Here is a 20,133-nt window from a genome sequence, read left to right as displayed (position 1 = left end):
TATTAAGCCACCTGCGCTGCTAAGCCACGCGGCTGGTCTGTTCCGGGATGCTGCCCTGTTCGGGTGCCGGGCTCTTTTCCGGCGCAGCGTGGGCATCATTGCGGCCGAGCCGCTTGTGCCACCAGCGGAGGGCGTGGTCAATGATGATGCCCAGAATGATGGCGAACACCACGGCGATGCCGGCGCCCAGCAGCGGGTTGCTGTGGAGCCACGGGAAGGAACTGGCGACGAGGCCGATCCCGATCGAGTAACCGACCCACGTGAAGCAGGCAAGCGCGTCCAGCAGGAAGAACCTGCGGTGCGGGTATCCGGTGGTTCCGGCAACGTAGTTCACCGCCACGCGCCCCCACGGGATGTAGCGCGCCGTGAAGATCAGCACGGCGCCGCGCTTCTCCAGTTCGTAGCGCGCCCAGCCGAAGACCTTCTGCACCCTGGGCCGGCGCATCCATTTCCAGCGCTCCAGTCCGATCTTCCGGCCCAGCATGTAGGCCATGTTGTCACCGGCCATGGCGCCGGTCAGCGCAGTCAGGCCCAGGATCCACAGGTTGGGCTCGCCGCTGTGCCGGGAAAAGGCCGCCAGCGCCACGATGAGCGTCTCGCTGGGGACAACCATCGCGAACCCGTCAACGAAGAAGAACATGAGCAGAACGGGATAAATCCACCACTGACCCGCTGCATGGAGCACGGCCTCATTAATAAACTCCACGCGGGTGTTGCTCCTCGGCAATATAACAAGACAGGAAGTGACGCAAATCGCTCTTTAGTGTCGCACGGCCGGAGGATAGTCCGCTACGCCTTGATTGGAAAGTCAACTTTCCTGCAACGGGTCCTGGATGCGGCCCCGCAGCCGGTTGATGACGAGGTCCACCAGGATCCCCAGCACGATGGCGCAAACAATGGCGATCACGGCCCCCAGCAGGTGGTTCTCCTCAAACCACTGGCCGAAGAACAGTCCAATGGCCACCGAATACGAGGCCCAAAGGGTGGCGGAAAGCACAGTCAGCCCGACGAAGCGCAGATGCGAATAGTGGGTGGCACCCGCGGTCAGGTTGACCGCCACCCGGCCGATGGGGACGAACCTCGCCACGAGGATCAGCGACGCCGGCCGTTTGCGCAGCTCGCGCCCGGCCCAGCGGAAGGCCCGCTGCATGCGCGGCCCGCGCATCCAGGCCCAGCGCTGTGTACCCACACCCCGGCCGATGAGGTAGGCGGCATTGTCGCCAGTGAACGCGCCCAGCCCGGCCACGGCCGCGAGCAGCCACGGGTTGGGAACGTCTGCCGTCGCTGCGACGGCCGCCAGCCCCACCACCACCGATTCACTGGGAATGGGCGGAAAGAAGCCGTCGATGACGCAGCAGGCCAGGACTATGAAAAGCACCCAGGGCTGCCCGGCGGCAGCCAGGATGAAGTCGTTGATGGCCTGCACGGTCAGGCGATGCGGTCGATGATGAGCTGCTGGGCGGGCCTGGAGCCATCCGGTGCGATGGTGACGGCGTGGTCAAGGGCCTCCTTGGCCCGGGCAAACTTCTCCGGCGTGTCCGTCAGCAGGGTCATCAGCGGTTCGCCGGCACGCACAGATGCACCGGGCTTGGCGTGCATGCGGACGCCTGCAGCTGCCTGCACCGCGTCTTCCTTTCGAGCCCTCCCGGCGCCGAGCCGCCAGGCCGCAACACCCACGGCGAAGGCGTCGAGCTCCACGAGGACCCCGTCGGCGGGCGCGTAGATGGTTTCAGATTCCCGCGCCACCGGCAGCTTCGCCCGCGGGTCGCCGCCCTGCGCCGCGATCATCCGGTTCCAGACGTCCATCGCCCTGCCGTCCTTGAGCGCCGCGGCCGGATCGGCGTCGGAAACACCGGCGCACCGCAGCATCTCCTCCGCGAGCCTCACCGTCAGTTCGACGACGTCAGCCGGGCCGCCGCCGGCGAGGACCTCAACCGATTCCTCCACCTCGATGGCGTTGCCCGCGGTTAGCCCCAGCGGGGTGCCCATGTTGGTCAGCAGGGCCACGGTTTCCACCCCGGCGTCCTTGCCGAGGGCCACCATGGTCTCGGCAAGTTCGCGCGCGCCGGCCTCGTCCTTCATGAACGCCCCGCTGCCCACCTTGACGTCCAGCACCAGCGAGCCCGTGCCCTCGGCGATCTTCTTGCTCATGATCGACGAGGCAAGCAGCGGGATGGACTCGACAGTGCCCGTGACGTCGCGGAGTGCGTAGAGCTTCTTGTCCGCAGGGGCGAGCCCCGGTCCGGCGGCGCAGATCACCGCGCCCACCTCCTGGAGCTGGGCCAGCATTTCAGCGTTGCTCAGGGCCGCGCGCCAGCCGGGAATGGACTCCAGTTTGTCCAGCGTGCCGCCGGTGTGGCCCAGCCCCCGTCCGGACAGCTGCGGCACCGCCACTCCGAAGACGGCGACGAGGGGCGCCAGCGGCAGGGTGATCTTGTCCCCCACCCCGCCCGTGGAGTGCTTGTCGGTAGTTACCTTCACGCCGCCGTCGGGCCGCCGGAGGCCGGAGAAGTCCATCCGCTCCCCCGAGGCGATCATCGCCGCGGTCCACTGCGAGATCTCGGCACGGTCCATGCCGTTGAGCAGGATGGCCATGTTCAGGGCGGCCATCTGCTCCTCCGCGATGACGCCGCGGGTATAGGCGTCGATGGTCCAGTCGATCTGCTCAGGGCTGAGTGCGCGCTTGTCGCGCTTGGTCCGGATGATGTCGACGGCGTCGAACGCCTCGTTCTTTTGGGTCACCGGGTTCCCTCCAGGTGTTCGGGGCCAAAGGCGTCGGGCAGCACCTGGTCCATGGTCCTGATCCCAAGCGTCGTCATGAGCTCCATGCCGGGCGCCCGGAACTCATACAGCAGCTGCCGGCAGCGCCCGCAGGGCATGAGGACGTTGCCGCCGCCGTCCACGCAGCAGAAGGCACGGAGCAGGCCGCCTCCGGTCATCTGCAGGTTGCCCACGAGGACGCACTCGGCGCACAGCGTCAGGCCGTAGCTGGCATTCTCCACGTTGCAGCCGCTCACGATCCGGCCGTCTGCTGTGAGGGCCGCGGCGCCCACCGGAAAGTTCGAATAGGGCGAGTAGGCGTTCTTCATGGCGTCGAGCGCGGCGGTCTCCAGGGCCGTCCAGTCGATACTGGCGCCCTCGTCGTTGGCGTCGTTCTGCACGGCCGTCACCCCTTGGCGTACGGGATGCCGCTGGCCGGCACCCGGGTGCGCGGCAGCGCACTCATGAGCCCACTTTAGTGTCCTGCTCCATGTCCCGGTAACACGCCCGGGTAACGCGCCAGGCGCGAACGTACACTTGTGGCCCCAAAGCACAGCGCGAACTGGCAGCTAATGCCCTCAAACGTGGAGTTTGAAGGCATCAGCTGCCAGTTCGCGCTAGGGGCGACTGCTGTGCCGGCTAAAGCCGGACGAGCATCTTTCCGGTGTTCCCGCCGTCGAGCATGTCCATGAAGGCCAGCGGCGCGTTCTCCAGGCCGTCAATTACCGTCTCGTCGTAGCGGACCGTGCCGTCGGCCAGCCAGCCGGCCATCCGCCCGGCGAACTCAGCGGCATGCTGCCGCTGGCCGCCCACGAGGAACCCGCGCAGCGTGAGCTGCTTCCCGATCGCCGTGGCGAGGTTGCGCGGCGCGGCCGGCGGCTCCGTCGAGTTGTACTGGGAGATGGCGCCGCACATGGCCACGCGGCCGCCCACGTTCAGGACCGACAGTGCGGCCTCGAGATGGTCGCCCCCGACGTTGTCGAAGTACACATCGATGCCGTCACTGCCGGCGGCGGCCCTCAGCTGATCCAGGACCGGGGCATCGCGGTAGTTGAACGCAGCGTCGAAGCCCAGGTCCAGCAGCCGGGCAACTTTCTCCGGCGTGCCCGCGCTGCCAATCACCTTTGAGGCCCCCATCGCCTTGGCGATCTGCCCCACGAGCGAGCCCACCGCACCGGCGGCGCCCGAGACGAACACGGCATCGCCGGGCTTGAACTCCGCAACCTTCAGCAGGCCGGCATACGCAGTGAGTCCGGTCATGCCCAGCGCACCCAGGAAAGCTGATGCCGGGGCGAGGTCCGTGTCCGCGGGAGTTGTCCGCTCCGCGTCCACCACCGCATGCTCCCGCCAGCCGAGCTGATGGACCACGACGTCCCCCACCTTGCGCTGATCGGACCGGGACGCGATCACCTGACCCACCGCACCGCCGTCGAGCGCTTTGTCCAGGGCAAACGGCGCTGAATAGGATTTGGCGTCGTTCATGCGGCCGCGCATGTAGGGGTCCACCGAGATGAACAGGTTCCGGACCAGGATCTCGCCGTCGCTGAGGGCCGGAACTGCCGTCTCGGCGAGCCTGAAGTTCTCCGGGACAGGCCGTCCTGATGGACGGGAGGCCAGCTGGATCTCGCGCGTGGTCGCCGGCAACGCTGTTGCTGCACCCGCGCTCACGCTGCGAACTCCACGAGCGTCAGGGCGACGTCCATGTTGCCGCGCGTCACGTTGGAGTACGGGCAAATGCTATGCGCCTTGGCCATGAGGCTCTCGGCAGTGCCGCGGTCCAGGGCGGGGAGGGCGATTTCCAGCTCGGCGGCCAGGCCGTAGCCGTCGCGGTCTTCGAGGGCGCCGAAGTGGATCTTGGCGGCGACGGCTGAGTCCGTGAGGTCTGCCCGGGCCTGCCGGCCGACCACGCGGAGGGCGGAGTGGAAGCACGCCGCGTAGCCGGCGGCGAACAGCTGCTCCGGGTTGGTGCCCTCGCCGCTGCCGCCCAGCTCCACCGGGCTGGCGAGGTTGACGTCGAGTTTGCCGTCCTTGGTTCGCGCGGAGCCGTCGCGGCCTTCGCCGGACGCCAGGGCCTCGGCTGTGTAGAGAGTCTTCACTGTGTTTCCTTCTGGTGGGGAGGGCTGGTGGTTTGGGGGATGCCTAGAGGGAGTCGTGCAGGGCTGCTGTGAGCTTGCCGAGGGTTTCGCGCAGCTGGTCAAGCTCGCGGGGGCTCAGGTCCGCTGCGGCAGCGAGGTGCTGCGGCACTCCGGAGGCCTTGCCACTCAGGGCCCTGCCGGCGTCGGTCAGATGCACGGCGACGCGGCGTTCATCCTCGGCCGAGCGCCGCCGCTCAACGAGGGCCAGCACCTCGAGCCGCTTGAGGAGGGGCGAGAGGGTTCCGGAGTCGAGCCCAAGCTCCTCCCCCAGTTCCCGTACGCCGCGCGGCTCGCTTTCCCAGAGCACCAGCATGACTAGATACTGCGGGTACGTCAGGCCCAGCTCCTCCAGGAGCGGGCGGTAGACGGCGGTGGCAGCGCGCGACGCGGAGTACAGGGCAAAGCACACCTGGCGGTCAAGGCGGGGAGCATCGGGCATGCCCACAACGGTAGCGGGCAATTCAATTGTGCACAACTTACCACCGCAAACAAGAGCGCGAACTGGCAGCTAGTGCCCTCAAAAGTGGAGTTTGAGGGCGTTACCTGCCAGTTCGCGCTCGAAGCCGGGGCCTAGAGGTCGCGGATGGTGCGGAGCGCTGCGGCGGTGAGGACCTGGATGCCGAAGCCGAGGGCACGCTCGTCCAGGATGTAGTCGCCGCGGTGCAGGTCGTACTCCTCGCCGCCGGGGGTCTTGGTGCCGAGGCGCATCATGGCTCCCGGCAGCTCGGCGAGGAACCAGGCGAAGTCCTCCCCGCCCATGGACTGCGGCGTCAACACCACCGAACTCTCGCCGATCTCGGCGCGGGCCGCGGCCTCGATCAGTGCTGTCTCATGCTCGGAGTTGACCACCGGAGGAACGCCGCGGGTATGCTCCAGCCGGACGTCGACGCCGTAGGGAGCGGCCACCTGGTGCACCACTTCATCCAGCAGTTCGCCGGCGCTGTGCCACGCGTCGCGGTCCAGGCAACGCATGGTCCCTGCCATGTACCCGGTGCCGGGGATGGCGTTGGGCGCCGAGCCCGCGGAGATGTGTCCCCACACCACCGAGACGCCGCTGCGGACATCCACCCGGCGGGACAGGACGGCCGGCACGTTCACGGCAATCTGCGCCAGCGCGAAAACCAGATCCTCGGTCAGGTGCGGGCGCGAGGTGTGCCCGCCGCGGCCGGACAGTTCAATCCGGATGGTGTCCGACGCCGAGGTGATGGCACCGATGCGGGTGCCGATCTTGCCCACTTCGATGCGCGGGTCGCAGTGCAGTGCCAGGATACGGGGCACGCCTTCGAGGACGCCCTGCTCGATGCAGGAGTGCGCGCCGCCGGGCATGGTTTCCTCGGCCGGCTGGAAGATGATGCGGACCGTGCCGCCCAGCGGGGACTCCTGGTGCATGCGGTGCAGCACCAGGGCGATGCCCAGCATGGTGGTCGTGTGCACATCGTGGCCACAGGCGTGGGTGACGCCATGGTTCTTTGAGGCGAAGGGCAGTCCCGTTTCCTCGATGATCGGGAGCGCATCGATGTCGCCGCGCAGCGCCGTGGCAATCGGACCCTCGCCGATGTCAACGGTCAGGCCCGTACCCTCCAGCCGCCGGGGCTTGAGGCCGGCAGCCTCTAGCCGCTCCGCCAGCTTGTCGGTGGTCCGAAATTCCCTGAAGGACAGTTCGGGGTGCGCATGCAGGTCACGGCGAAAATCGATCAGTTCCGGCAGCAGGGGCTCGAGCCAGGGCCCCACGAGGGCGGTGGGCTCAGCTTCGGTAGTGTAATTGCGCACACCTCAACTGTAGCGAGACCGAAAAGATTAGCGGCATCGCCTTCTCCGCGTTACGTGTCTGCCATCTCCGCTTAACGCATTATTGGAGGGAACCGCCGGATTATCGGCGGTTCCCTCCAATAAGAGGTCGGCTTGCTAGAGAACGTCGGTGTCGCCGCTGGCCTTTAGCGCGTCCACCGCCTGCTTCACCCGCTGGGAGTGCTGCTTGGTGGTAACCAGCAGCGCATCCGGCGTGTCCACAATGACGACGTCCTTGATGCCGATCAGTGCGATGACGCGCTTGGTGTCCGAGACCACCACGCCGCTGGCGTTTTCGGTGAAGACGCGGGCGCCCTCGCCGAGGACGGTCACCTCGTCCACTTCCTTGGCGCTGTTCAGCCGGCCCACGGAGGCGAAGTCACCAACGTCGTCCCAGCGGAAGGAGCCGGGTACGACGGCGACGTCCCCGGCCGCCGCTGCGGGCTCGGCCACGGCGTAGTCAATGGCGATCTTGGGCAGGGTGGGCCAGATCCGGGCGGTGACCTCGTCCCGCTGCGGGGTGTCCCAGGCCTGGGCGATTTTCTGGAGGCCAGTGAACAGCTCGGGCTGGTTCGCTTCCAGGTGCTTGAGCATAAGGGAAACGGGCGCCACGAACATGCCGGCGTTCCAGACGTACTCACCGCTGTCCACGTACTGCTGGGCGACGTCTTCGTTCGGCTTTTCCACGAACTCCACTACCGCCTGGGCGCTGGGCGCGCCGGGGATGCGCAGCGAGTTCCCGGACCGGATGTAGCCGAAGCCCGTAGACGGGTGCGTCGGCTTGATGCCGATGGTCACGATCTTGCCGGCCGCGGCGGTGTGGATGGCTTCGCGGACGGCATCCTGGAACAGCCCGTCCGGGCTGATCACGTGGTCCGCCGCGAAGGAACCCATGATGACGTCCGGATCCCGCTGGTGCAGGATGGCCGCGGCCAGGCCGATTGCGGCCCCGGAGTCCTTGGGCTCACTCTCGAGCACGAGGTCGGCGTCCTGGACCTCGGGCAGCTGGCTGCACACGGCGTTCCGGTGCGCCACGCCGGTGACCACGAGGACGCGGTTGCCGGCCAGCGGTTCAAGGCGGTCGTAGGTGGCACGAAGGAGCGTGCTGCCGGAACCGGTGAGGTCATGAAGGAATTTGGGAGCTGCTGCACGTGACAGAGGCCAGAGGCGGGTCCCCACACCGCCCGCAGGAATCACAGCGATAAAACGGCTGAGAGGTGAATCCTGGCTTGTCACTTTGTCGTTACTCATCAAGGCCTACTTTAGCCGACGCACCCCGGCGAGGCCTTTCGCGGCCGCCCAGCATGTGGCTACAGTGGCAACAGATGTGGTCTTCGTCTCAAAATTGCCGAAAATCCGTACAGTACGTGGCGGGCAAGGAACGCCTGAATTGAATAAGCTGTAAGCGAAGCCTAGATTTAGGCCTGAGCTACGAGTGCTCTCGCAGCAGGCGTTTCCCCCGGCGTGGATCCCGCGCCAGCGCCGCTGTGTTCAGGGAGGTTTATTCAGTGCCGACGAAACCAGCTGGCACCTTGTACCGCGGCCGTGAAGGCATGTGGTCCTGGGTTGGACACCGCATTACCGGTGTTGTGATCTTTTTCTTCTTGTTGGTCCATGTGCTGGACACCTCCCTGGTGAGGGTGTCGCCCGAGGCCTACACCGCGGTAATCGGTGCCTACAAGAACCCGCTGATGGCCCTGGGTGAAACGGGCCTCGTCGCAGCGATCGTGTTCCACGCCTTCAACGGCCTGCGGATCATCGCCGTCGACTTCTGGAAGAAGGGCGCCAAGTACCAGCGCCAGATGCTTTGGGTGGTGCTGGGCCTGTGGGTCGTCACCATGGTCGCCTTCGCCATCCGCCACCTGTCCCTCGCGCTCGGAGGTCACTAAGCCATGTCCGCAACTGAGATCCAGTCCCCGCGCAGCGGACAGATCGCCGGCAAGCCCGAGTCCGGCAAGATCGCCCCGAAGTACCGCCGCAACGGCAGCTCCCGCGGCAACTTCGAAATGCTGGCCTGGCTGTTCATGCGCCTCTCCGGCGTGGTCCTGGTGGTGCTGATCTTCGGCCACCTCATCGTGAACCTCCTGGTGGGCGAAGGCATCCACGCCATCGACTTCGGCTTCGTTGCCGGCAAGTGGGCAGATCCGTTCTGGCAGTTCTGGGACCTGGCCATGCTGTGGCTCGCCATGCTGCACGGCACCAACGGCGTGCGCACCATCATCAACGACTACGCCGAGAAGGATTCCACCCGCTTCTGGCTCAAGATGGTTCTCTACGCAGCCTCCGCCGTCATCATCATCCTCGGCACCCTGGTGATCTTCACCTTCAACCCGTGCCCGGTGGTGGACGGCGTCCAGCTGCCCGGCGGCTTCTGCCCCGCGTAGCATCCCCTGGCGGCCCGCCATCCCTTGGCGGGCCGCAGTTTTGTGCGGAGACGGCTCAGGCCGCCCGCTGTTTTATTGCGAATTTTGAGAGAAAGAGCGTCTGGTATGCAGGTCCATAAGTACGACGTCGTCATCGTCGGTGCCGGTGGCGCCGGGATGCGCGCCGCGATCGAGTCCGGTCAGCGTGCGCGAACAGCAGTACTGACCAAGCTGTACCCCACCCGCTCCCACACGGGTGCGGCGCAGGGCGGCATGTGTGCAGCCCTGGCCAATGTCGAGGAAGACAACTGGGAATGGCACACCTTCGACACCATCAAGGGCGGCGACTACCTGGTTGACCAGGACGCCGCCGAGGTCATGGCCAAGGAAGCCATCGACGCGGTGCTGGACCTCGAGAAGATGGGCCTGCCGTTCAACCGCACGCCAGAGGGCCGCATCGACCAGCGCCGCTTCGGCGGCCACACCCGTGACCACGGCAAGGCTCCGGTGCGCCGCGCGTGCTACGCCGCCGACCGCACGGGCCACATGATCCTGCAGACCCTGTACCAAAACTGCGTCAAGCACAACGTTGAGTTTTACAACGAGTACTACGTCCTGGACCTCCTGACCGTCGAGGAGGACGCCGTGCGTGAGGACGGCACGCCGTTCAAGCAGAAGCGCGTGGCCGGCGTCGTGTCCTACGACCTCGCCTCCGGCGAGCTGCACGTCTTCCAGGCCAAATCCGTGGTGTTCGCCTCTGGCGGCGCCGGCAAGGTCTTCAAGACCACCTCAAATGCCCACACCCTGACCGGTGACGGCATGGGCATCGCGTTCCGCCGCGGCATCCCCCTGGAGGACATGGAGTTCTTCCAGTTCCACCCGACCGGCCTCGCCGGCCTGGGCATCCTCCTGTCCGAGGCCGCCCGCGGTGAAGGTGCCATCCTGCGCAACTCCGAGGGTGAGCGCTTCATGGAGCGCTACGCCCCCACCATCAAGGACCTCGCCCCGCGTGACATCGTGGCCCGCTCTATGGCCAACGAGGTCCGCGAAGGCCGCGGCTGCGGTCCGAACAAGGACTATGTGCTCCTTGACCTGACGCACCTTGAGCCGGCCCACATCGACGCCAAGCTGCCGGACATCACCGAGTTCGCCCGCACCTACCTCGGCGTGGAGCCCTACACGGAGCCGGTCCCCGTCTTCCCGACGGCCCACTACGCCATGGGCGGCATCCCGACGAACATCACCACCGAGGTCCTGCAGGACAACGACACTGTTGTTCCGGGCCTCTACGCCGCCGGCGAAGTGGCCTGCGTTTCCGTGCACGGCTCCAACCGTCTGGGCACCAACTCCCTGCTGGACATCAACGTGTTCGGCAAGCGCGCCGGCATCGCCGCCGCTGAATACGCCAAGACGGCCGACTTCGTGGAGCTGCCGGAGAACCCGGAAGCCTTCACGATCGGGCTGCTGGACGTGGCCCGCAACGCCAATGGCACCGAGAAGGTCTCCGCAATCCGTAAGGAACTGCAGGACACCATGGACGCCAACATGCAGGTGTTCCGCACGGCTGACACGCTCAACCAGGTCCTCAGGGACATCGAGTCCTTCGAGGAGCGCTACCAGCGCATCAACGTCCAGGACAAGGGCAAGCGCTTCAACCTTGACCTGCTGGAGGCCGTTGAACTCGGGTTCCTGCTGGAACTGGCCCGGGTCATGACGGTGGCTGCCCTGCACCGTGAGGAATCCCGCGGCGGCCACTTCCGCGAGGACTTCCCGGACCGCGACGACGAAAAATTCATGAAGCACTCCATGGCGTACAAAGAAGACCACGCACCGGCCGACGGTTCCGCGGAGGAGGCAATCGCCGGTGTCCGGCTTGCCACCAAGCCGGTTGTCTTTACGCGCTACGAGCCGATGGTGAGGAAGTACTAATATGTCCGCTGAACTTGCTGAGCCAGCCTCCAAGATCGAACTTCCCGCCGGTGTTGGCGGCGGCGGGGAAATCCCGACGTTCGACATCACCCTGCGCGTCCGCCGCTACGACCCCGAGGTTTCCGCCGAAGCCCGCTGGGACGACTACAAGCTGACCATGTACGGCACGGACCGCGTGCTGGACGCCCTGCACAAGATCAAGTGGGAAATCGACGGCAGCGTCTCCTTCCGCCGCTCGTGCGCCCACGGCGTTTGCGGTTCCGATGCCATGCGCATCAATGGCCGAAACCGTCTCGCCTGCAAGACCCTGCTGAAGGACCTGGACACGTCCAAGCCCATCACGGTTGAGCCCATCAAGGGCCTTCCGGTGGAGAAGGACCTGATCGTGGACATGGAGCCGTTCTTCCAGTCCTTCCGCGAGGTCATGCCGTTCCTCATCAACAAGGGCCACGCCCCCACGAAGGAACGCCTGCAGTCCGCCGAAGACCGTGAGCGCTTCGACGACACCACCAAGTGCATCCTGTGCGCCGCGTGCACGTCGTCCTGCCCGGTGTTCTGGACCGACGGCCAGTACTTCGGCCCGGCAGCGATCGTCAACGCCCACCGGTTCATCTTCGACTCCCGTGACGATGCCGGCGACATGCGCCTGGAGATCCTCAACGACAAGGAAGGCGTGTGGCGCTGCCGCACCACCTTCAACTGCTCGGAGGCTTGCCCCCGCGGTATCCAGGTCACACAGGCCATCGCAGAGGTCAAGCAGGCCATCCTGGCCCGCAAGATCTAAGGATTAAACGCGGACGACGGCGTCGCTCACCGCGTACGGTAAACGTACGGTGAGCGGCGCCGTCGTCGTTTTCCCGGCAGAGCCACTCGCACCACACGAAAGAAGACAACGTGTCCCGCTCCGAAAAAGTCTCGTTCGAAGGCACCACCGGCGAACTGCTCTCCGGCATCCTCGATGTGCCGGACGGCCCGGTGAAGGGCTGGGGAGTCTTCTCGCACGGCTTCACGCTGGGCAAGGACAGCCCCGCGGCGTCCCGGATATGCAAGGCGCTGGCGGACAACGGGATCGGCATGCTCCGCTTCGACAACGTGGGCCTCGGCGGCTCAGCGGGCCAGTGGTCCGCCGGGTCCTTCAGCCACAAGGTGGCGGACACCGTCCGTGCTGCGGAGTACATGCGGGCCGAGGGCCGGGCCATCTCCCTGCTCGTGGGGCATTCCTTCGGCGGCGCTGCCGTCCTCGCCGCCGCGTCCGAGATCCCGGAGCTCGATGCGGTCGCCACGGTCGGGGCGCCCTTCTCCCCCAAGCACGTGGCCCACGTCTTCGATGCGGCGCTGGACAAAATCCTCAGCGAAGGCAGCGCCGAGGTGGACCTGGGCGGCAAGCGCGTGGAGATCCGCCGGCACTTCGTGGAGGACCTGGAGAACGCCGACCTCACCGACTGCATCAAGCGGCTGCACAAGCCCCTGATGGTCCTGCACTCCCCCACGGACAACACGGTGGGCATCGAGAACGCCAGCACGATCTTCCAGACGGCCCGCCATCCGCGGAACTTCGTCTCGCTGGAGGGCAGCGACCATCTGCTGACCGGCAAGGGGCAGGCGGCGCGGGCCGCGAAGATTATCGCGGCGTGGGCCGACCAGTACCTCGACGCCGGACACTGACGCCCGCGGGGCGCGGATGCCCGGCCGGGTGGTATCCTTCCACCGGCGTCTTTCCGGGCTGCACCTGCCGTGGCCCCCAGCCGGTGGTCTTCGCTGCCGGCGAGGCCTTCAGGTCCTCCTCACGGATCGCTGACCAGGCCGCTGCCACGAGGTAGACCTGGCTGACCAGGTTGAACCAGATCAGCAGCCCGATGATGATCGCGAACGGCGCCAGGATGGGGTTGCGTCCGGCACCGGCCAGCAGTTCGGTGCTGAAGACCTGCAGCGCAGTGGTACCCACGCCCGCGAGGATGGTTCCTTCCAGCAGCGCCCGCCGGGACAGCTTCAGGCCGCCGGCCAGGCGGAACATGATCAGCGCCGTGATCCAGTTCAGGACCAGCGGCACGGCGATCTTGATCAGCGCCGCCATCGGGCCGGCCACCGCCTGGTCCAGGCGTAGCTGCTCCATCGCCCAGCCCGCCGCGGTGCCGAACACGAGGGAGGCACCCGAACTGATGACCAGGGCGACGCCGAGCAGCAGCAGCGTGCCGGCGTCGTGCAGTTTGAGGACCACCGGATTGAGCTTGAGCGGGCCCAGCATCATCACGCCGCGGAGCCCCTCCCGGGCACCGGCGATCCAGCCCAGGGACGTGATGACGGTAACGACGGCGGCGATCACTGCCGTCCAGCCGAGACCGTCGGGGTTCAGGAGGTCCTTCGGATCGACAAGCCCATCCCCGCCGTCGACCTTCAGCAGCCCAGGGGCGCTTGCGGCCACGCTGGCGGTGATCCGGTCCAGGAGTGCCGGCTGGCCGCGCAGCGCCAGCCCGGCGATGGAGAACCCGGTGGCCAGCAGGCCGGTGATGGAGAAGAACATGTTGAAGCCGATGCCCGCACTCATCAGCGGACCGTGCTGCCGGGTGTAGTGCTGCCAGGCCCGCATCGGGCGGAAGGCGTTCAGCCGGGCCTGCAGCCACTGGACCAGGGCCATGAGCTGGGGAAACGTTCCCTTGCCGGACCTGCGGGCCTTGCCCCACTCCACCTGCTTGCGGATGACCTCCAGCAACAGCTGCGCACGCTCAGTGGGGAGCGGTGGCTCCGTCGGCGTTTGGTGCCCGGAGTGCGTCCCGTTCGTCGTCTGGTTCGGTACCAAAGTCAAGCTCTTCCCGTAGCTGCCAAATACCGTTGGTGTCGTGCTCGTAAAGTCCCATGCTAACCACCGGGAAGGTGGCCCTGTAGTCTTTCAGCACCGTTTCGGCCTCATCGAGGCTTTCGGGTGCGACGTCGTGGGCAATGGTCACATGGGGATGGTAGGCAAAAGGCAGCTCACGTTCGAGCGGTCCGGTCTGGAGCTTTTCGTGCAGGTCGACGCATTCCTGGAAGCCGTCCTCCACGTTGATGAAGACCACCGGGGAGACGGGCCGGAAGGACCCCGTTCCGCAGATGGTCACCATGAACGGCGCCTGCGTCCGGGCCACCTGCCGCACATGGTCACGGGCCGTTTCCCAGTCATTGGTGGGCGTGGTGGTGACCAGCGTGATGTGCGCCGGTATGACCGTGGCCATGGGGTCCCCGAAGGACGCCCGCCACCGCTGCAGTTCCTCGGCGATTTCAGGCGGGAAGCCCAGAATGACCCCTAGGCTCATTCCGTTGCTGACTCCGCTGTTGGCGGGCATGGGGGCCGGCATCTCGCTAGCGGGCTCCGGCATATGGCAGGAAGCCGGTCTTGGCATAAACGTCCGCAAGGGTGGCGGAGGCGATCGTGCGGGCCTTGTCGGCACCGTGGGCCAGCAGGCGGTCCAGCTCGGCCGGGTCCGCGAGCAGTTCGTTCGCGCGGTCGCGGATCGGCGTCAGGCGCTCCGTCACCACCTCGGCAAGGTCCACCTTGAGGTGGCCGTACATCTTGCCCTGGTATTCGCCGACGAGGGCGTCCACAGACTTTCCGGTGATGGCCGAGTAGATGGTCAGCAGGTTGGAGACCCCGGGCTTGGTTTCCCGGTCGAAGCGGATCTCTGTTTCCGTGTCCGTGACCGCAGACTTGATCCGCTTGGCCGTGACCTTGGGCTCGTCGAGCAGGTTGATCAGCCCGGCGGGTGAGTCCGCGGACTTGGACATCTTGGCGGTGGGGTTCTGCAGGTCGTAGATCTTCGCCGATTCCTTCTGGATGAAGGGCTTGGGCACGGTGAAGGTCTCGCCGAAACGGGTGTTGAAGCGTGCGGCGAGGTCGCGGCTGAGCTCGACGTGCTGGCGCTGGTCCTCGCCGACGGGGACGCCGTGCGGCTGGTAGAGCAGGATGTCCGCGGCCTGCAGGATGGGGTAGGTGAACAGGCCAACGCTGGCGTGTTCCGAGCCCTGCTTGTGAGCCTTGTCCTTGAACTGCGTCATGCGGGACGCCTCGCCGAAGCCGGTGATGCAGTTCAGGACCCAGGCCAGCTGGGCGTGTTCGGGAACCTGGGACTGGACGAACAGGGTGCACTTGTCCACGTCCACGCCGCCGGCAATGTACTGCGCCGCCGTGACCCGCGTCCGGCGAGCCAGTTCGGCGGGATCCTGGGGAACTGTGATCGCGTGCAGGTCCGGAATGAAGAAGACGGCGTCATACTCATCCTGCATGCGCACCCAGTTGACGAGGGCGCCGAGGTAGTTGCCAAGGTGCAGCGAATCGGCGGAGGGCTGCATGCCGGAAAGGATCCGGTGCCGGATCCCGGTAGCCGGCTGCGTTCCGTTTGCTGCTTCGGGCTGCGCAGCAGCGGCGTCGGTCACGGTGGAAGTGGAGGTCATTCGTCGAAACCTTTGGAGCTAGAGCCGGTAGTCCACTACCAGCGGGGCATGGTCAGAGAAGCGGGTGTCCCACGAGGGTGCCCGGTCCACGGTGGCCGAAACTGCTGCGGCCGCGAGGGCGGGGGTGGCCAGGTGGTAGTCGATGCGCCAGCCGGTGTCGTTGTCGAAGGCCTGGCCGCGCTGCGACCACCAGGTGTAGGGGCCGTTGACGTTACCCGCCAGGCCCCTGTGAACATCCTTCCAGCCGATCTCCTCACCGAAAAAGCGGTCAAAGTAGGCACGCTCCTCGGGCAGGAAGCCGGCACGCTTGACGTTGCCCTTCCAGTTCTTGATGTCCAGCTCAGTGTGGCCGACGTTCAAGTCGCCGGTCACCAGAGCGTGGTCGCTGTGCTTGGTGAGCTCGGGCAGACGCGTGCTCATGAGATCCAGGAAGCGGTATTTGTCCTCCTGCTTGGGGGTGCCGGCCTCGCCGGAGTGCACGTAAGCGCTCACAACGGTCAGCTGGGAGGCGTTGCCCTCGGCGTCGCGGACGCGGAAGTCCGCCTCCACCCAGCGGCCGGCCGTGGCGAAGTAGTCGTCGCCGATGTGGTCGCGGGTGACGAGGGGCTCTTCGCGGGAGGCGATGGCGACGCCGGCGCGGCCCTTGGCCTCGGCTTCGGCGTGCAGGATGTGCCACCCTTCGCCGATGAGCTGGCGAACGATGGCGTCAGGGGCCCGGACTTCCTGCAGCGTCAGAATGTCCACTTCGCGGGTCGCGAGCCATTCCGACATGCCCTTTTTGTAGGCAGCACGGAGTCCGTTGACGTTGACTGTTGCGATGCGAAGGTGGTCCTTCTTCAATGCCGAGCTCACCCGTTCCACTCTAGTCGATGATGGTTCCGGTCACGGGCTCGCCGGAGCCGCCGGACGACTTGATCATGTCACGTGCGTTGGTGGCGGTGATCTCGATGGTCTCCAGGGCGCGGCGGATGGTGTCCTGGTCCGCTGCTGCACCCTTGGCCTGTTCCTGCTCCACCACGCGCACCTGCACCTGCACGATCTTGAAGGAGTGGTCCAGCTTCATGTCCCGGATCTCCTCCGCCTCGCCGCGTTCGCGGACCAGGCGGGTTCCGCCGTGGTCGGCCGAAACGGTGGAGGGCGCGCGGCCCGCGGCAGCGTTGAACGCGTTGTGCGCCTCGTTGATCTTCGCGCCGGCCTTCTTGGCCGCCCGCTGGATGCTGAAGACCACGAAGGAAGCCAGCGCCAGCCAGAACAGCGCGATGACGGCGACAACCCAGCCGACGACGTCGTTCTGGTTGGCGGCGAAGATCACTGCCACCAGGAAGGCGGTGATCAGGACCAGCAGGCCCGGACCGCTGATGCGGAACATGGAGAATCCGCCCCGGCCCGGGGTGGAGGAAGACTTGGAGCTGCCCAGAGATTGCATGAAGCTATTCTCTCAAATCCCCGGACCGCCCCAGGACGCTTCCACCGGCGGCGAACACCTGCCTACTTCAGGAACAGGCTCCGCAGCCTGCCGGTGGTGAGCATCAGGCCCAGCACGATCATCACCAGGTAGTAGCCCACGTGGATGGCCGTCGCCGGGGTGAAGGAGGCCGCGCTGATCTGCCGCAGCAGCTCCACGCCGTGCCACAGCGGCATGGCCTGGATCAGCCACTGGATGTATTCGGGGTAGACGCTCAGCGGATAGAAGGTGGCGCTGAACAGGAACATCGGCAGCATGATGAAGTTCACCCAGTCCATCTGTTGGAAGGTCTTCATGAAGCTCGTGATGCCCATGCCGAAGCTGGCGAATCCGAACGCGATCAGCACCGAGGCCGGAATCATCAGCAGCGCCCACGGGGTGGTGATCAGGCCCATCAGCCCCATGACCGCCGTGAACCCGGTGGCGTACAGCAGGCCGCGCAGCAGGGCCAGGATGATCTCGCCGATGGCCACGTCCAGGGGCCCGAGCGAGGTGTACAGCATCCCCTGGTAGAGCTTGGCGAAGTTCATCTTGAAGAAGACATTCCAGGTGGAGTCGTACACCGCCCCGTTCATGGCCGAGACCGCAAGGAGCGCCGGGGCAATGTACGCCGCGTAGCTGATCTCCTGGCCGCCCGGGCCGGAGACGGAACCCACCACGGCACCCATCCCGACGCCCATGGAAATCAGGAACAGCACCGGCTCGAAGAACCCGGACAGCATGACCATCCAATTGCTGCTCTTAGTGGCCATCAGCCCGCGCCCGATCACCGCCCGGGCGTTGCGCGAGTACAGCGGGCCGAAGCGCCGGTTCCGGGCTTCGTCTGTGACGGCGTGCCCCTGGGTCAGGACTGTCACTGCCCCATCCTCCTGACGAACTGGCGCTTGGTGAGCACCCAGCCGAACCAGGCCAGGGCCAGCAGGAACACGACGTGGATGATGGTCAGCACCGGGGATTCCTCGTAGCCGAAGGTCATCACCCGGCCCAGCTCCGTGCCGTGCCAGATGGGCGAAATCCAGCCGATCCAGCGGACCAGCACGGGCAGCGTGTCCAGCGGGAAGAACGTGCCGGAGAACAGGAACAGCGGCATGACGATGAACCGCATCACCATGGCGAACTGGCCCTTGTCCTCCTTGATGGATGCGGCGTACGCCATGAGCGGCAGGCCGAACGAGAGCCCGGCCAAGGTTGCCACCAGCACGGAGCCCCAGCCCCAGCCACTCGGTGATGCGCCAAACAGGGCAACGATCACGAAGTAGATGACAGACTGCAGCAGGAACCGCAGGGTCACCGCGATGATCTGCCCCGCCGCGATCTGCTCCGGTGTCAGCGGGGAGGCGTGCGGCCCATAGTAGACGCGGCGCCATTTGAAGCCGTCCATCACGGGGAACGTGAATTCGGTGGCGGCGGTCATGACCGCGGCAGAGACGAGCAGTGCCGGCGCGATGAAGGCGATGTAGCTGACCCCGCCGAACGCGGAGACGGCGTTGGTGTCCACCAGCGTGGCCAGGCCGACGCCCATCGCGAACAGGTACGCGGCGGGCTGGCCCACGCTGTACAGGAAGATGGACCAGCCGTACCCCTTCATGACGCGCAGGACCTGCTCGGCGTAGTAGAAGGCACCCCAGCGCCGCGCCCTGGCGGCCGCCACCTCGGGAGCATGCGCGCGCAGGGCGCGTCCCGCCGTCGTGCTATCCGCAGCAGCCAGCGGCTCAGTCAACGAGGCTCCTGCCGGTTAGCCGGAGGAACACGTCCTCCAGCGAGGACCTGCGCACCAGCGACGTCAGCGGCCGCAGCCCGCGGCCGGAAACTTCCTCCAGCGCGGCCTCGCCGTCGTGCGTGTAGATGAGCACCCGGTCCGGGAGCGTTTCCAGGCGTTCGCCGATGCCCTCGAGCTCGGCCCCGATGCTGGCGTTGCGTTCCGACCCGAACCTCAGCTCCAGGACCTCGCGGGTGGAGTAGTCGCGAATGAGGGCGGCCGGCGATCCCTCCGCCATGATCCGTCCCTTGTCCACCACGATCAGCCGGTCGCAAAGCTGCTCCGCCTCGTCCATGTAGTGCGTGGTGAGGATCAGCGTGACGCCCTGCTCCTTCAGGCGGAACAGCCGGTCCCACAGGATGTGCCGCGCCTGCGGATCCAGTCCGGTGGTGGGCTCGTCGAGCAGCAGGATGCGGGGTTCGTTGATGAGCGAGCGCGCGATGGTGAGGCGGCGTTTCATGCCGCCGGACAGGGCGTCCACCTTGGACTTGGCCTTGTCCGTCAGCTGCGCGAACTGGAGGAGCTCGTCGGCCTTGGGTTTGAGGTAGCTCATGGGCAGGCCGAAGTAGCGGCCGTAGACGAGCAGGTTGTCCCTGACTTTGAGTTCCTCGTCCAGGTTGTCCTGCTGCGGTACCACGCCCAGGTGCGCCCGCACCTCGGGACCGTTCTGCTCGGGATCCAGCCCCATGATGGTCAGGTTCCCGGACGTCCGCTGGGACACTCCGCCGATCATTTTCATGGTGGTGGACTTGCCCGCGCCGTTCGGCCCGAGCAGCCCGAAGGACTCCCCCGCGGGAACGCTGAAGGAAATGCCGTCGACGGCGATGACGTCGCCGTAGGTCTTGGTCAGGTTCTCTGCGGTAATGACATACTGCGGCGCGGCGGGCTCTTTGTGGTTCTCGGGCCGTGTCTCGTGAGCGGGCACAGGCTTCTTGGACGTTCCTTGGGCGGAATGGAGTTCGGGCACCCCATCACGCTAGTACGCGGCGCGGGCCAAAGGAATAGCTAAATCTCAAAAACCCGAACAGCAACGCGGGGTCAGATGTCGCCCAATGCGGACCCCTTATTGGCGATACCTGACCCCGCGTTGCGGCAGGCGCTACCTGCGGTTCCCCCGTGAATCCCCCCGCAGAACCTCCAGCCGCTGGCGGTATTCGGTCTCATCAATTTCGCCGCGTGCGTAGCGCTCACGCAGGACGCTTTCGCCGCCGCGGGCGGTGGCCCACTCGTGGTTCCTGCGCCAGGTGCGCCGGGCGAAGAAGATCAACAGGCCGATCACCAAAATCCAGAACAGCGGGAACAGCAGGAACCATGGCGAGAATCCTGTGCCCCACGGGCCGTGGGCGACGGGATCGGCCAGCAGTTGCGCGGACTGGACCGCCATAGTGGTGGCTAGGGATGAAGTCATGTTGTGCTCCCAGAATCTCGGTACGGGCCGGCTTTCGGCTCTGGTTCGAGTCTGGCCGTCCGACGGCGGCGGGTCGTCCGACGCCGGGAGTCACCTTGGGT

At 66.3% G+C, this 20,133-nt stretch carries 23 protein-coding genes; 5 read left to right on the top strand and 18 right to left on the bottom strand.

Annotated elements, in window-relative coordinates:
* Positions 1-19: 19 nt before the first annotated feature.
* The 9 genes from LFT45_RS06850 to LFT45_RS06810 form a co-directional block, all read right to left on the bottom strand.
* Positions 20-706, bottom strand: a complete 687-nt coding sequence (locus LFT45_RS06850; protein ID WP_236807648.1) for a DedA family protein — start codon at positions 704-706, stop codon at positions 20-22.
* 102 nt (positions 707-808) lie between these two features.
* Positions 809-1,426: a DedA family protein gene (locus LFT45_RS06845; RefSeq protein ID WP_111904077.1), complete on the bottom strand. Its 618-nt coding sequence runs from the start codon at positions 1,424-1,426 to the stop codon at positions 809-811.
* Between the two features lie 2 nt (positions 1,427-1,428).
* Positions 1,429-2,742, bottom strand: a complete 1,314-nt coding sequence (locus LFT45_RS06840; protein ID WP_236807647.1) for a thymidine phosphorylase — start codon at positions 2,740-2,742, stop codon at positions 1,429-1,431.
* On the bottom strand, positions 2,739-3,170 hold the full coding sequence (locus LFT45_RS06835; protein ID WP_236807646.1) for a cytidine deaminase: 432 nt from the start codon (positions 3,168-3,170) through the stop codon (positions 2,739-2,741). Before LFT45_RS06835 ends, LFT45_RS06840 begins: the two co-directional genes overlap by 4 nt.
* A gap of 229 nt (positions 3,171-3,399) precedes the next feature.
* The gene (locus LFT45_RS06830; RefSeq protein WP_236807645.1) at positions 3,400-4,428 is read right to left on the bottom strand and encodes an NADP-dependent oxidoreductase; all 1,029 of its coding nucleotides are present in this window, start codon (positions 4,426-4,428) and stop codon (positions 3,400-3,402) included.
* Positions 4,425-4,856, bottom strand: coding sequence for an organic hydroperoxide resistance protein (locus LFT45_RS06825; protein WP_236807644.1), 432 nt, complete (start codon positions 4,854-4,856; stop codon positions 4,425-4,427). Before LFT45_RS06825 ends, LFT45_RS06830 begins: the two co-directional genes overlap by 4 nt.
* 43 nt (positions 4,857-4,899) lie before the next feature.
* On the bottom strand, positions 4,900-5,334 hold the full coding sequence (locus LFT45_RS06820; protein ID WP_236807643.1) for a MarR family winged helix-turn-helix transcriptional regulator: 435 nt from the start codon (positions 5,332-5,334) through the stop codon (positions 4,900-4,902).
* Positions 5,335-5,465: 131 nt separating this feature from the next.
* Positions 5,466-6,665 carry an amidohydrolase gene (locus LFT45_RS06815; RefSeq protein ID WP_236807642.1) on the bottom strand — a complete coding sequence of 400 codons (1,200 nt, stop codon included), beginning with the start codon at positions 6,663-6,665 and terminating at the stop codon, positions 5,466-5,468.
* A gap of 135 nt (positions 6,666-6,800) precedes the next feature.
* Entirely contained in the window at positions 6,801-7,934 is a 1,134-nt protein-coding gene (locus LFT45_RS06810) for a mannose-1-phosphate guanylyltransferase (RefSeq protein ID WP_236807641.1), read from the bottom strand.
* A gap of 302 nt (positions 7,935-8,236) precedes the next feature.
* Here LFT45_RS06810 and sdhC point away from each other — a divergent pair, with 302 nt between their 5' ends.
* The 5 genes from sdhC to LFT45_RS06785 all read left to right on the top strand — a co-directional run bounded on the left by sdhC (position 8,237) and on the right by LFT45_RS06785 (position 12,640).
* Positions 8,237-8,572 carry a succinate dehydrogenase, cytochrome b556 subunit gene (gene sdhC, locus LFT45_RS06805; RefSeq protein WP_043417639.1) on the top strand — a complete coding sequence of 112 codons (336 nt, stop codon included), beginning with the start codon at positions 8,237-8,239 and terminating at the stop codon, positions 8,570-8,572.
* Positions 8,573-8,575: 3 nt separating this feature from the next.
* Positions 8,576-9,067 (top strand): succinate dehydrogenase hydrophobic membrane anchor subunit, encoded by a 492-nt coding sequence (locus LFT45_RS06800; RefSeq protein WP_236807640.1) that lies wholly within the window; start codon positions 8,576-8,578, stop codon positions 9,065-9,067.
* Between the two features lie 105 nt (positions 9,068-9,172).
* Positions 9,173-10,975 (top strand): succinate dehydrogenase flavoprotein subunit, encoded by a 1,803-nt coding sequence (sdhA, locus tag LFT45_RS06795; RefSeq protein ID WP_236807639.1) that lies wholly within the window; start codon positions 9,173-9,175, stop codon positions 10,973-10,975.
* A gap of 1 nt (position 10,976) precedes the next feature.
* Positions 10,977-11,759, top strand: a complete 783-nt coding sequence (locus tag LFT45_RS06790; RefSeq protein ID WP_111904067.1) for a succinate dehydrogenase iron-sulfur subunit — start codon at positions 10,977-10,979, stop codon at positions 11,757-11,759.
* 110 nt (positions 11,760-11,869) lie between these two features.
* Complete coding sequence (locus LFT45_RS06785) at positions 11,870-12,640, top strand: alpha/beta hydrolase family protein (protein ID WP_236807638.1); 771 nt, start codon at positions 11,870-11,872, stop codon at positions 12,638-12,640.
* On the opposite strand, the gene LFT45_RS06780 is transcribed toward LFT45_RS06785, so the two are convergent.
* The 9 genes from LFT45_RS06780 to LFT45_RS06740 form a co-directional block, all read right to left on the bottom strand.
* Positions 12,597-13,661, bottom strand: coding sequence for a YihY/virulence factor BrkB family protein (locus LFT45_RS06780; protein ID WP_236809055.1), 1,065 nt, complete (start codon positions 13,659-13,661; stop codon positions 12,597-12,599). The two genes, LFT45_RS06785 and LFT45_RS06780, sit on opposite strands and share 44 nt — an antisense overlap.
* Positions 13,662-13,698: 37 nt before the next feature.
* On the bottom strand, positions 13,699-14,295 hold the full coding sequence (locus LFT45_RS06775; protein WP_236807637.1) for a 2'-5' RNA ligase family protein: 597 nt from the start codon (positions 14,293-14,295) through the stop codon (positions 13,699-13,701).
* Positions 14,296-14,311: 16 nt separating this feature from the next.
* Positions 14,312-15,400, bottom strand: coding sequence for a tryptophan--tRNA ligase (gene trpS / locus LFT45_RS06770; protein WP_236807636.1), 1,089 nt, complete (start codon positions 15,398-15,400; stop codon positions 14,312-14,314).
* 18 nt (positions 15,401-15,418) lie between these two features.
* Entirely contained in the window at positions 15,419-16,252 is an 834-nt protein-coding gene (locus LFT45_RS06765; RefSeq protein WP_236807635.1) for an exodeoxyribonuclease III, read from the bottom strand.
* Positions 16,253-16,262: 10 nt separating this feature from the next.
* Positions 16,263-16,826: a hypothetical protein gene (locus LFT45_RS06760; protein ID WP_236807634.1), complete on the bottom strand. Its 564-nt coding sequence runs from the start codon at positions 16,824-16,826 to the stop codon at positions 16,263-16,265.
* 62 nt (positions 16,827-16,888) lie between these two features.
* Complete coding sequence (locus LFT45_RS06755; protein ID WP_236807633.1) at positions 16,889-17,722, bottom strand: ABC transporter permease; 834 nt, start codon at positions 17,720-17,722, stop codon at positions 16,889-16,891.
* Complete coding sequence (locus tag LFT45_RS06750; protein ID WP_236807632.1) at positions 17,719-18,585, bottom strand: ABC transporter permease; 867 nt, start codon at positions 18,583-18,585, stop codon at positions 17,719-17,721. Before LFT45_RS06750 ends, LFT45_RS06755 begins: the two co-directional genes overlap by 4 nt.
* The gene (locus tag LFT45_RS06745) at positions 18,578-19,549 is read right to left on the bottom strand and encodes an ABC transporter ATP-binding protein (protein WP_236809053.1); all 972 of its coding nucleotides are present in this window, start codon (positions 19,547-19,549) and stop codon (positions 18,578-18,580) included. Before LFT45_RS06745 ends, LFT45_RS06750 begins: the two co-directional genes overlap by 8 nt.
* A gap of 174 nt (positions 19,550-19,723) precedes the next feature.
* The gene (locus LFT45_RS06740) at positions 19,724-20,032 is read right to left on the bottom strand and encodes an SHOCT domain-containing protein (RefSeq protein ID WP_236807631.1); all 309 of its coding nucleotides are present in this window, start codon (positions 20,030-20,032) and stop codon (positions 19,724-19,726) included.
* Positions 20,033-20,133: the final 101 nt, after the last annotated feature.

The sequence above is a fragment of the Arthrobacter sp. FW305-BF8 genome (assembly GCF_021789315.1).
GTDB lineage: Bacteria > Actinomycetota > Actinomycetes > Actinomycetales > Micrococcaceae > Arthrobacter.
The sequence above is the reverse complement of the archived record's forward strand: the minus strand, read 5'-3'. Positions and strand labels throughout refer to the sequence as shown.

Excerpts from the sequence above, each read along its gene's own strand:
- LFT45_RS06775 (WP_236807637.1), bottom strand. The coding sequence starts at position 14,295 with ATGCCCGCCAACAGCGGAGTCAGCAACGGAATGAGCCTAGGGGTCATT.
- LFT45_RS06810 (WP_236807641.1), bottom strand. The coding sequence starts at position 7,934 with ATGAGTAACGACAAAGTGACAAGCCAGGATTCACCTCTCAGCCGTTTT.
- LFT45_RS06800 (WP_236807640.1), top strand. The coding sequence starts at position 8,576 with ATGTCCGCAACTGAGATCCAGTCCCCGCGCAGCGGACAGATCGCCGGC.
- sdhA (WP_236807639.1), top strand. The coding sequence starts at position 9,173 with ATGCAGGTCCATAAGTACGACGTCGTCATCGTCGGTGCCGGTGGCGCC.
- LFT45_RS06760 (WP_236807634.1), bottom strand. The coding sequence starts at position 16,826 with ATGCAATCTCTGGGCAGCTCCAAGTCTTCCTCCACCCCGGGCCGGGGC.
- LFT45_RS06790 (WP_111904067.1), top strand. The coding sequence starts at position 10,977 with ATGTCCGCTGAACTTGCTGAGCCAGCCTCCAAGATCGAACTTCCCGCC.
- sdhC (WP_043417639.1), top strand. The coding sequence starts at position 8,237 with ATGTGGTCCTGGGTTGGACACCGCATTACCGGTGTTGTGATCTTTTTC.
- trpS (WP_236807636.1), bottom strand. The coding sequence starts at position 15,400 with ATGACCTCCACTTCCACCGTGACCGACGCCGCTGCTGCGCAGCCCGAA.
- LFT45_RS06740 (WP_236807631.1), bottom strand. The coding sequence starts at position 20,032 with ATGACTTCATCCCTAGCCACCACTATGGCGGTCCAGTCCGCGCAACTG.
- LFT45_RS06820 (WP_236807643.1), bottom strand. The coding sequence starts at position 5,334 with ATGCCCGATGCTCCCCGCCTTGACCGCCAGGTGTGCTTTGCCCTGTAC.